Raw genomic sequence first — 11937 nt, 5'->3', positions numbered from 1 at the left:
CCCATGAATGGAAAATCCTTAAACGGTAATAACGGTAATAGCAAACAAGACACACGCATATTGTTAGCTGAACGCTCCATCCCTAACCAATCAAAAGCTGACTTAAAAGCCTACCAATTGCAACAACCCCAATCCGTAATTCTCCGACAATCTCCAATGTGGTCTCGTGCTATCATGATTACCTTGGTAGCATTAGCAGGCTTTGGAATTACTTGGGCAAGCATTGCCAAGATTGAGCAAGTAGTGCCAGCAGCAGGACAATTAAAACCAGAAGCTGCTGTGAAAAAAGTCCAAGCACCTATGAGTGGAATAGTCAAACAGGTTTATATTAAAGATGGACAACAAGTTAAATCAGGAGATTTGCTACTCGTCTTCGATACTGAAGTCAATAAAGTTGAATTAGCATCCTTAAATAAAATTCGCGATGCCATCATTCAAGAAAGTCAAATGTATCGCACTCTAATTAACTCCAATTCCATTGTTGCCGCAGATATGGCATTTTTGCAGGGAAATTTGCAACCAGAAACAGCATCTCTCCTCAAAAATCGTGCATCATTAATCAATGAAATTAACTACCTCCAAACTCAAATTGGAAATACTACCACAGCAAATCTAAATAACGAAGAACAACAGCGTTTACAAATATCTAAAAAAGAATTAGCATCTCGTACTGCTTCCGCAAATTTAGAAGTTGAACAAATTAAAAAACAGCTATCTCAAAATACCATCAAAATTGACGATGGCAAAGCCAATTTAAATATTGAACAACAGGTTTTAGTCAAATTAGAAAACTTAGTTAAAAATGGTGCGATCGCGCAACTTCAATATCTACAGCAACAGCAAAAAGTTCAAAGTCTCAAAGCCCAAATTTTGCAATTAGAAGAAGAACAAAAGCGTCTGCAATATGATATTCAACAAGGAAAGGAAGAATTAACTACTACTATTTCTGTAACTAGCAAAAACGTTTATGATAAAATAGCTGAAAATAAACAACGTATCGCTGAAATTGATAGTCAGTTATCCAAAGTTCTCCTCGAAAATGACAAGCGCCTAGCCGAAATTAATAGCAGAATTGCTCAAACAAAAGTCAACGTTAAATATCAAGAATTACGCGCTCCCGTCGCTGGAGCAGTTTTTGATTTAAAAGCAGGTAATCCCGGTTTTGTTGCCAATCCCAGCGAAGAAATTCTCAAAATAGTTCCCAATGAGAACTTAATTGCAGAAATCTTTGTAACCAATAAAGATATAGGTTTTGTGCGGGAAGGAATGAAAGTAGATGTGAGAATTGACTCCTTCCCTTTTAGTGAATTTGGTGATATCAAAGGAGAATTAACTTGGATAGGTTCCGATGCTTTACCTCCCGATGAAACACATCAATTCTATCGTTTCCCTGCCAAAATTCGCTTGAACCGTCAAAATCTCAATGCCAGAGGTAAAAATATTTCTCTACAATCAGGTATGTCTATTACCGCTAATATCAAAGTACGTGAAGAACGTACAGTCATGAGTTTGTTTACTGAACTTTTCACAAATCAAGTAGAAAGCCTGGAACAAATGCGCTAGATATTAAGCTTGGAGTATTGCAAAATCATGAGATGATTAGTTCTCAAAAATTCCCAAATCATCCCCCAATCTAGCCTGTTGACTCTATGCCTTTTTCGTCAATAAAAGTTCATACAAAAACTGTGGTACAACTTGTTCCTTGTCTCTGGCAAGGAATACAGAATTGGAGGCTCTACCTAGGGTGTACTGAAAATTCTGTTTAACCAAGCAAATAGGGGGTTTATACGGAATAGTTCTTTTGAATAACCCTGTATGGGGATTTATACGGAATATTTTCCGTATAACCCACTTAAAAAGGTTGTTTATAAGGACAATACCTTCGCCAGATTTCTGAGTCAGAACGTAGTATAAACGCTTGTAGAATTAAGGTTTTTTCGTATAAGAGAAACAAGCGCTATAATTTCCAAACTAATTAAAAACTCTGTCCCGTTATTCCACACCAGGTTTTTAGATTAAAACCCTTGATGTATAAAGACTCTAGGCTCAACGTCTAGCAGACAGATTCAATATTTTATTTAAGTGGAAACCTTGACGGCAAAAGCATTTTTGCCAATCATATTTTTGGCGAAGGTATTGTAAGGAAATATCCGGTATAATAAATAGTTATACCGACAAGTGATCGTATCCCAAAGTGATCCGTTTTCGCCCAAAGTCAATTAATACCAGATAATTAGCTTCGTTTATCAGTCTCAGAAAGCTAATGGCGATCACCGGATGGATAATAGCGAGAGGCGATCGGGGTATAACAAATCATTGCACCCGACCCATAAAAAGCGACTAATGCTGGGAAATGGGCTAAGATTGCGGGTGAACTCAGCCGTTATGCAGCATAAGCTTAAATTGAGAGTGAGTTTGATGAACGCATCGTATTTTGACCGATACCACTGACATGAAATTTAAGGACAGAAACTTGCGTGCGATAGCGGAAATGATAATAGGTAATGTCCAATATTTTCCATATCGTTCTAGTAGTTATATCACTCAGTTTTTTGAAGAATGCGACTTGGACTTTGTTCATGATGTTTCAACTCGATGGTGGTGGACTCAAGAAAGACTGTCAGAATTGCTGCAAGAGCCACAGCCGAATGCTCATGCCTTACCAGAGCGCTTCGTGCATGTGCTGCGAGTATTGATGCATAAATCCGATGCAGAGGAAGACGACCCAGAGCGTTCACTCGCGCTTGAAGCGCTGAACAAACCGCTATCGCGAGAGGGTTACGAAGCCTTCTATGGTGAGGATGACCTACTGTATATACGTCACATTGGGACAAAAACTATATCTACGGCTCTTAATCCTCACCGGCCATTCACACCGAAGGAGATTGAGAAAAGGGAAAAACTTGTTGATTATTTGGACAAATGCTCTGAAGATGAACTAATTGAAGAAATTTTGCTTCCGTTATTTCGACAGTTGGGCTATCACCGAGTTACGGCAGCAGGGCATAAAGACAAAGCACTTGAATACGGTAAGGATGTATGGATGAAATTTATCCTCCCGACACAACACGTTCTCTACTTTGGTCTTCAAGCTAAAAAAGGGAAGCTTGATTCTTCGGGTGTGACCAAATCAGGTAATGCTAATGTAGCTGAGATTCACAACCAAGTCATGATGATGCTTGGGCATGAGATTTTTGATCCTGAAATTGGAAAACGAGTTCTTGTGGATCATGCTTTTATTGTTGCTGGAGGAGAAATCACAAAACCTGCAAGAAACTGGTTGGGAAATCAGCTTGATGCCTCGAAACGTAGTCAAATCCTCTTCATGGATAGGGAGGATATTCTGAATCTTTATGTTGTGACAAATTTACCACTTCCAGAGGGAGCAACTTCTGAAGCTAATGTTACTGAGGAAGATGAATTCCCCTTTTAGGCAGTCTTATGAAGAGGACAATAACGCGACCCATAACAACTTTGGTTGCAGCGGATTGGTTTAAGTTCCTTGGGTTGAAAAGAGAGAGAATGACAACCGCTGATCAGAACCGTTATCTGGACATCATGGTCACGTAATGAGGAGTAATCCAATAGATGAATTGGTATGAAAATCCTACAGTTGCTGCAATTATTGGTGGGGTTGTCGGAGCAGCAATAACAGCAGCAGCGTCCATATGGCAAATCTAACTTTATCAACCATGCGTCGTTGCTTTTTCCTCTGTCAATGCTTTCGCTAACACAGCCGCCGCTTCAAAAGAATCATATAACCCCTGACTGGCTACTTTACCTTGGGTATCCAATGGCACTAAACCCGATTCCTTTAATAACTCAGCTATCAAGAAGTGCAATAGCAGGAGCTTATCAGAATAAGATAGTTCTTTGAGGTGCGGTACAAGTTCGGTGAGAGGCATAAGTTGTTTGGTTTATTTGGGTTATGCCTATTTTAGAGTCTTGAGTTTGCATTTGCACGCTCGCTCAAGCAAACGGGCTAACGCATCGGCTCAAGTTGTTGGCAATCGGTTCCCAGGCAGAGCCTGGAGAACCAGTCTACAGTCAACACCCTACCCGCAATCATGCAATGTCATATTAATGGTGGTGATGGTGATGGTGATGTGTAGCTAATTGCGGGTTTACATTCACAGCCTCCGCAGATAACAACTCAGCAATATGAGTATCAGCCCAATGTGCTGCTGTTGCTAAGAAGTCTGCATTATCGTTCACACAAGCCATCTGGATATAATTAACGTGAGGATGTTTCTTGTCCAATCCATGAATAATGTGATGGACATCCAGTAATGTCTCGTGGTTTTCAGTTGCAAAACCGATAGGCATAAACATTATTGCTTTTGCGCCTAGTTGAATCAAGTTTTTTGCTGCTTGTTCAGCGTTTGGTTGTGTCCATTCAATCAAAGGTGTGTCGTGGTTTAACCAACCAACAGAAATTAACGGGTAACGGTTGATTAATTTATCTCGAACTAAGTCGTACAGTGCTTGACTTTCGACAATCCCGGAAGTGAAACCTTTGGCTTTGTGGGGGCAACCATGGTTCATTAAGATGATACCAATTTCCGAAGGTAAATAAGCCCCATTTAACTCGGTGCGAATTTTATCTTCAACGATACGCACCATCAAATCAATATATTCAGGTTCGTTATAGAAAGAGGGAATGTAGCGCAGTCCTTTTAACCAATGTTCGTTTTCATCAGCAAGCTCTGCTAAAGCTTTATTTACTTGTTCTATGGCAATACCACTCGTGAAAATGGAATCCACCACTAGCAAAGGGTAGATTAAAATTTTATCAAATCCCTGGCTTTTAATTTCTGCCAAGACTTGATTGGGAAGGAAGGGAGCGCAGAAATTGAAGGCTTTAAATACTTGAACTCCACTACCCCACTTGGCTTGTAAGTGTTGTTCTATTCCGGCTCTTTGCTGTTCAAAAATAGCATTATGGGGTGAAATAAAGTCGTGATGGGTATGTCCCCATTCATGTCTGTCAAACAGTGCCAACAACTTGGCTAAAGGAGGATAAATCCAAGTTGGCACAGGTGCAAATTTAGCTGTCAGCAGATTTAAAGCTTGTTCGTTATAGTTGGCAAAATCTTCGTAACTTTCGACTTCCCCATAACCCATTAACAACACAGCAACTCGCTGCTGATTGCTTTCCTGGTTTGGTAAATGCTCATGTGTATGATGTAACTTATCTGGTGTCGCAACCACAATTATTTCCTCAATGCAACCTAGAGTTATAAATTTAGTTTTTTTTTCGTGGATTCTTTTTTCTTTACTATAAATTATTATCCTATCCAGGGGGATAGGATGACTAGTTAAGTAATAACAATATTTCTAAAGATATACTATTGCCAAATTCCCTGTAAGCCGCAAGATAGATGTATTTTTTGAGATTGCGAGATTGCGATCGCAACGTTAAGTTATAAGTAGATTTGTGTTGAAGTAGACAATCGGGTTCAGATGAGGGGTCGGGAAAGGGTTATTATTTTTGGTTATTGGTAAGTAATCTCGATGCTGTGAATCCAGAATCCAAAAGCGGATGACTATTATTATTTGTCCCGGTATTCATGCACCTACCTTAACCCAGAGGTTTGTCTCCCAATTATTGGAGACAGATAAAAATTCCCATTTGGGTAATGATGTAAAGATAATTGTTTTCCCTAGTGGTGGGATTTTGCCAATATCAGGTTTGCATCTTTTAGAATTTTTGCACCAAAATCAAAATATTGGTGATAATTTCAACGAACCGATTACATTGATTAGCTTTAGCGCTGGGGTGATTGGAGCGTTTATGGCAGCCTGTTTGTGGGAATTAGAAGGAGGCAAAATTAGGGCGTTTATTGCTATGGATGGATGGGGTGTACCTTTATTTGCTAATTTTCCCATTTATCGCCTGAGTCATGATTATTTTACTCATTGGAGTTCTTTATTACTAGGTGGAGGTGAAAGTAATTTTTATGCAGAGCCTCCGGTAAGTCACTTGGAACTCTGGGAAAATTTCAAAATGGTGAAAGGTTATCAGATTAATTACTCAAAAATACCAGAAAAAACCTATTTAAAAGCTAGTGATTTTTTACATTTGATTTTACAAAATTAAAATTATGAAGCTGAAAATATTGGCAAATATAATTGAGAAATGTTTTATATGAACTATATTTTTCTAATTTTTTATCTATAAACCAAATGTAAATGTATTGTTTACTTTTGAATCAAGCGGCTTTTCATATCAATTTCGGCTGATTAATATATTATTAATTTTTCTGTGCGTTCCCCTATCTCCCCCTCTCCGCGTCAATTTTATCGTCATGATTGAGGTATTTACTCCACAAAATTTCTCGCTGCCGCCCGCACAATTCGATTTGCATCTTCCTGTAAATACTTGCGAATGGAGGATGGAGTATGAGGATTTTTCGCCACCGCATATCTTTCCAACCAAGACGACGAACGAAAATACTCTGCCAGTAATTCAGCAGATGTCAAAGGATATAATAATACAAAGAAGCGAGATAAGGATTGGTATTGGTGAAGATACTGTCCCAAATACAAACTAGCTTTCTCCGGATAACGTGCGATCGCAGTTTTCATTGCAGCAACATGTATTGGATTACTCCAAGTATTATTTCTGATAAATTCCTCTAATATATTCATAGGTGTATCTAAATTTCTAGCTACTGCAAGCTTTACAGCCTGATGCTTGTCGTTAGCCAATTTTTCTAATAATGTTACTGGCGTATATTTTATTGCTATTTTATCTGTATTTTTACTAATAGAATTAATCACCTTCTTACCATCCAACAGCATTGCCGCTTGGGGATGCAAAGCCACGCTTTCACGAATCAAAACCCATTGACTTGTACTTAATTCCAGCAATTTTTCGGCTGGAATATCAGGATTTTGCACAGCCTGCCATTGCTGCAAAAATTCCCCCAAGGCATTATTTTCCCTCTGCTTGACAGTTAGCAGTAGATTCGCCAAAGCCACCAATCTAACTTCCTGATTTTTATCCTGCAATAGCTTCTCAAACAAACTGGCATCCAAATTTGGATGTTGTGATAATAAACGGCGTAAGCGAAACGAAGCACTAGCAGCAAACTTCCGTAAAACTGATATGGGAAGATGCGGATGTCGTGCTAATGCAATCCGGATATCAAGTTTAGTAATTTCGGCACACTTTTCCAATAAAAAATCAGGAATATTGGTGTTTATAGCTAGCTGTTGAGCTAAATTTACTGAGGCTAACTGCGGAATTTCATAACCATCTTGTAAAGCTAATTCAATTAAAACTTCGATAGGTGTTTCTGGATTACTTGCTAGAGATTTTTCATTATTTGCAGCTTGCGAAGCAAAATTATTTTTCGGCGGTAACGAATTCAACAGATGCTTTTGTTCAAGAGTTTTAGCAGCTTGTATACCCACATAAGTCAACTTATCTGTTTGCAAATATCCCAAAATATTATCGGGAGTGCTGTAATTTTCAGCGACTGAATAACGCACTCGACTAACTTCATCAAAAGCTAACTTAGTTAATATATAAATTGGCGTACTTGGATTGCAAACAATATGCTGACGCACACTACTATCGGCATCGGCTGCCAATTGTAACAATATCGCTGCCGTTATTCTCGGATTTTGTGCCACATGCTTACGCACATAAGCATCCTTATCATTTGCCAAATGTGCCAAGATTTCTACAGGTGTTTGCGGATTTTGTGCCACCCCCACACGCACATAATAATCAGCATCGCGTACCAATAATTCTAAAATCGCCGAGGTTATATTTGGGTGTTTGGCAATTTCGCGACGTAAATCTCGACGCAAATCTGTCTTTTTATCTTGTAACAACCGCACCAACAAAGATGCAGGTGTTTGCGGATTTTTCGCAACCGCAATGCGTACTCCCAAACGTTTATCCTGTGCCAGCTCTTCCAATACCTGCATCGGCACATGGGGATTTTCGGCAACCATCGCCCGAATTTCCCAAGCTTTTTTAGTGGCGAGTTTAGCTAACACCTCCGGTGGTGTATGGGGATGACTTGCCACACCGAGAAGGGTATGTTCCCATTCCCTAGTCGCAATTTCGCTTAATTTTGTTGCGGAAGTTTGGGGATTAGCGATCGCGGCTTGATATTCGTGAAATAATTGGAATATAGAATTAGGTGTGCTGGGGTTTTGAAAAACTGTGCGACGAACCCAAGCATCCTTATCTCCTGCAAGTTTTTCTAATATATGTACGGGTGTATTGATATTGCTCGCCACCGCAATCAGAATTTTTCTAATTGCAGTCTTGGGATTTTTTAACATTGCTTCGATAACATGGGCTGGAGTATCTGGATGACGAGCAATCTGGGCTAAACTATGACGATGGAGAGATGGTAGAAAACTATCTGGGATGATACCCATTTGCCACAAACTGGTTTCGTAAAACTGTTCTTCATGGATGCAATCTTTGAAAAGTTGACGTTTGTGGAGAATTGAGGAGACAAAATCATCCCATCCTGTCGTCATTTCCCCTGCCCAGTTGACATGTAACTTTGCCACATGGGGTACACGGGAAGTTATCCAATGTTTACTTGCTTCATCCACCAATCTTTGTAAATCCCACTGATTCACTTGCGGATTCATCGCTAAAGCATAGAGAATACTGACACGTCGGCTAGTTAAACCCCATTGCACAAAAGCATCAGGTATAGTTGGCAATTTCAGTAAACTAGCTTGTGTTTCTTCGGGCATATCTGCTAATAGATTGGGATTTTCCAACAGCAGTAGGGAAAAAACTGGGTTTTCTAATAACTCTTGTGGAAATTCTGCCCCTAATTGGAATAAGACATCAGTGGGAGTATTGGGATTACTAGCTACTGCTTGACGTGTTTCTCTATCCTGGCTATTGCTTAATTCTTGCAATAATTCTGGTTTCGCACAAACATTTGCAGCCACAATTCGCCCTAATTTGACATTCATCCAGGCTAATTCTTGCAAACGTTGAGATGAGGTGGTTTCGCTTGCTGCTTCTTGCACAAGTGTAAGTAATGTTGAAGAATTAACCATAGCGAAATTAAGGTGAATAACGGCAAGTAGTTATTATTAAAGTGTCATATATTTATCGAAATCACCTTTGTATTTTCACGGAAATAATTGTCTTTTTAAGCAGATAAATTTTTTCGCAAGTTTTGGGTATATTTTACTAGTTATCTGCAAATTATTTGGCGATTATAGAGGTATAAAACTACATAATATCAAGATAAATTCAGCATCTTTTATTTTGACTTTGTCAAGATAAAAATATTATCTAAAAAGGATTTTCTTCATCATCATCAAAATAATAATCTTCTAACTTTTGTCGTAGTTGTAATGCCGCAATAAATGCGATCGCATCATTTGTGTCATTAATTAATATCTTTAAAGTGCTTTTAGAAGTATTAGGATTCTTCGCTACTATTAAACGAATTTCTGTCACTTCATCACTAACTAATTTTGCTAAAAAATTTTGAGGAGTGTAATGATTAGTGGCAACAGCAAGACGAATATTTGCATCTGGATGATTCACAGCCAAATCAACAAATGCTAAAGGTAACTTAATTTGCTGAATAATATTCATATCCAGTGCAATCAAACTATTAAATATAGTCTCTAGCGTCTCAGAAGAAAGACAAGGATTTTCAACAGCCGCAATTCTCACCATTCCACATTTATCTCTGGCTAGCATCTCTAAAGTCTCTAATGGAGTACGCTCATTAGCTGCTACCTTACTGCGAACATTCTCATCTTCATCTTGGGCAAGTTTTTCTAAAGTTTCCGATGTGGTGGTAATATTCTCAGCTACAGCAATCCGAATCTTATAGTTGTTATCTACTGCTAATTGGGCTAGAGAATAACTTGGTGTTTTGTGATTTTCTGCAACTTTATAGCGCACATCTTCATCTACATCTGCTGCTAAATCAGCTAATACATGACATGGTGTTTGGATACTAGTAGCAACAGATTCACGAATTGATTCTTTGGGGTGACGAGATGCCCACTCGACAAAAAATAACGGTAATTCGTCATTAAAAACAAATGGATTATTACTAACTAGTTCGTTAAGAAAGTGAGGATTTTCCAATAAAATTAATTCTAATGCTGGATTATTTAAAACATGATTGGGAAATTCATAAAAACACTCTATCAAGATATCTGGTGGTGTATTGGGATTTCGGGCAACCGCATTGCGAATTGTTTTGTTACCCTTACGTACAATCTCCCGCAAACGTTCTGTTGGCGTATTTTCATCTAAAGCTTCTTCGAGAAGAAGATTATTTTTAGGACTCATGATTTTGTTTTATATAGATATAAATATATTTGCGTAAATATATCGATGTTCATATCGCCGATTTCTGAAAGAAGTCGAGCATATTACCTTCACGAATAATTTGCAAATGCGCTTGTTTAATTGTGTGGTGCGAGAATTTATAGAGAAATGTTCTTCCCTACAAACTAAGTCCTTTAGGCACGCTGTATGCCTCACATTAATATCAAGAGAGCTACCCAATATTTTGCAAATTGGAAATGCTCCAATATCCAGTCGATAAATAGGCACACAAAAGTATATATTGTCATTGTGAGTACAATGATGCCTGCGTAATTAATTCCGCTTACCTATTGAAACTGGTATTTATATAATTCCCAAATACTTGTTAAAATTACTCGACAACAGATGTAAATTGCAAAACTTCTGTAAATATTCCTGAATATTAGCTTAACAACCGTACCGTTTCCCCAAATGGGAACTGCTCCAGCGCCAAACCACCAACTGTCACTACCCACAAAGTTGGTAATTCTGGGGTGACAACCGGGAAATCACCGTACCCATCAGTTAAATAGACACACACAGCTTGACTTTGCCCATCCCAACGTTCCTGAACCTGATTGAAGAAGGGTACAAATGATGTCCCGCCACCACCTTGAGGACTCGGTAATGGGCTATCAGCATCAATTTCATAGGGTCCATAGACATCAGCATCTATATAATATAATTCACATTTTAAATGGGGATATGAACGCAAAATACCGCTAACTTCACTCAAAAATAGCCGCAATTCCTCAGCATCAATTGAACCACTAGTATCAATAGCAACGTAAACCATCACAGATTCACCTTGCAGCGTTTCCAAATACAAACCACGCCCCACAAAGCGACGATCAAATCCAGTAAAATCAGTAGGAGTCTGGACTAAATATCGCCATAGGTAAGCACGCCAATCTATTTGTGGGGATGTCACCTTACCTAATTCACGCTCTATACCTGCGGGAAGTTTACCTTGTTTAGCAGTGCGGGCAATGACTGCGGCTTGTTGGAGTGCATTCCGCCAATATGCCTCTAATGCAGCCTTACGGGTTTCCGATAAGCTATCATCGCCATCATCTAGAGAATTTCCCGGTGCATCAACTAAATCATCATTCCCGGAACTTGCCCACAAACACTTATATTTCTCGACATCTTTTAACAGAATTTCGTAGATTTCCTCAACGCTGAGATGTTCGAGTTCTTCGTCGCGTAAACCACCCTGAGGTAACTCAACAGCCCCTTGCTGAAGGATAATACCGTTAGTGACAATATCTGCGGCAAAATTCCATAACTGAGCATCTCGCACACCTCTCCTGGGTACATGGAGCAATGCCGCATGGAGAACCTCATGTAACAGCAATCCATCTTGTTGTGCAGATGTTAATGAGAGTAAAAATTCCGAATTGAAGTAAATATTTCTACCATCAGTTGCCGCAGTTGCATATTGCTGAACTGGAATAAAACGGGCAAATAATGCTAAAGTTGCGAAGAATGGCGATCTTAATCGCAAGCGGATGAGTGAATCGCTAATAATTTTTTGAATATCTTCTGTCATGAGGAGTTGAACGATAGGAAATAGTATTGAAAATTCAGCATGATTCTGGGTTTGTGAG

Annotated in this window: 8 protein-coding genes; 3 read left to right on the top strand and 5 right to left on the bottom strand. The window is 39.0% G+C overall.

Features of this window, described 5'->3' with window-relative positions; genetic code table 11:
- Positions 1-3: 3 nt before the first annotated feature.
- The gene (locus VB733_RS14540) at positions 4-1563 is read left to right on the top strand and encodes an HlyD family efflux transporter periplasmic adaptor subunit (protein ID WP_323340777.1); all 1560 of its coding nucleotides are present in this window, start codon (positions 4-6) and stop codon (positions 1561-1563) included.
- A gap of 889 nt (positions 1564-2452) precedes the next feature.
- Entirely contained in the window at positions 2453-3433 is a 981-nt protein-coding gene (locus VB733_RS14535) for a hypothetical protein (protein WP_323340776.1), read from the top strand.
- Between the two features lie 253 nt (positions 3434-3686).
- Here the strand turns inward: VB733_RS14535 and VB733_RS14530 are convergent, their stop codons facing one another.
- The gene (locus VB733_RS14530) at positions 3687-3905 is read right to left on the bottom strand and encodes a hypothetical protein (protein ID WP_323340775.1); all 219 of its coding nucleotides are present in this window, start codon (positions 3903-3905) and stop codon (positions 3687-3689) included.
- A 175-nt stretch (positions 3906-4080) separates the two neighbouring features.
- Positions 4081-5211: a ferrochelatase gene (locus tag VB733_RS14525; protein WP_323340774.1), complete on the bottom strand. Its 1131-nt coding sequence runs from the start codon at positions 5209-5211 to the stop codon at positions 4081-4083.
- A 331-nt stretch (positions 5212-5542) separates the two neighbouring features.
- Here VB733_RS14525 and VB733_RS14520 point away from each other — a divergent pair, with 331 nt between their 5' ends.
- Entirely contained in the window at positions 5543-6100 is a 558-nt protein-coding gene (locus VB733_RS14520; RefSeq protein WP_323340773.1) for a hypothetical protein, read from the top strand.
- A gap of 221 nt (positions 6101-6321) precedes the next feature.
- Here the strand turns inward: VB733_RS14520 and VB733_RS14515 are convergent, their stop codons facing one another.
- The 3 genes from VB733_RS14515 to VB733_RS14505 form a co-directional block, all read right to left on the bottom strand.
- Positions 6322-9048, bottom strand: a complete 2727-nt coding sequence (locus VB733_RS14515; RefSeq protein WP_323340772.1) for a HEAT repeat domain-containing protein — start codon at positions 9046-9048, stop codon at positions 6322-6324.
- 241 nt (positions 9049-9289) lie between these two features.
- A complete protein-coding gene (locus VB733_RS14510) occupies positions 9290-10309 on the bottom strand; it encodes a HEAT repeat domain-containing protein (RefSeq protein ID WP_323340771.1) in 1020 nt (339 codons plus the stop codon).
- Between the two features lie 421 nt (positions 10310-10730).
- Positions 10731-11879: a DUF2201 family putative metallopeptidase gene (locus VB733_RS14505; protein WP_323340770.1), complete on the bottom strand. Its 1149-nt coding sequence runs from the start codon at positions 11877-11879 to the stop codon at positions 10731-10733.
- Between the last annotated feature and the right edge of the window lie 58 nt (positions 11880-11937).

This window comes from Calothrix sp. UHCC 0171, from assembly GCF_034931845.1.
GTDB lineage: Bacteria > Cyanobacteriota > Cyanobacteriia > Cyanobacteriales > Nostocaceae > Brunnivagina.
This window is presented reverse-complemented; position numbering and strand designations above follow the sequence as displayed.

Coding starts and splice junctions, on each gene's coding strand:
- VB733_RS14540 (WP_323340777.1), top strand. CDS start 4: ATGAATGGAAAATCCTTAAACGGTAATAACGGTAATAGCAAACAAGAC.
- VB733_RS14535 (WP_323340776.1), top strand. CDS start 2,453: ATGAAATTTAAGGACAGAAACTTGCGTGCGATAGCGGAAATGATAATA.
- VB733_RS14530 (WP_323340775.1), bottom strand. CDS start 3,905: ATGCCTCTCACCGAACTTGTACCGCACCTCAAAGAACTATCTTATTCT.
- VB733_RS14520 (WP_323340773.1), top strand. CDS start 5,543: ATGACTATTATTATTTGTCCCGGTATTCATGCACCTACCTTAACCCAG.
- VB733_RS14515 (WP_323340772.1), bottom strand. CDS start 9,048: ATGGTTAATTCTTCAACATTACTTACACTTGTGCAAGAAGCAGCAAGC.
- VB733_RS14510 (WP_323340771.1), bottom strand. CDS start 10,309: ATGAGTCCTAAAAATAATCTTCTTCTCGAAGAAGCTTTAGATGAAAAT.
- VB733_RS14505 (WP_323340770.1), bottom strand. CDS start 11,879: ATGACAGAAGATATTCAAAAAATTATTAGCGATTCACTCATCCGCTTG.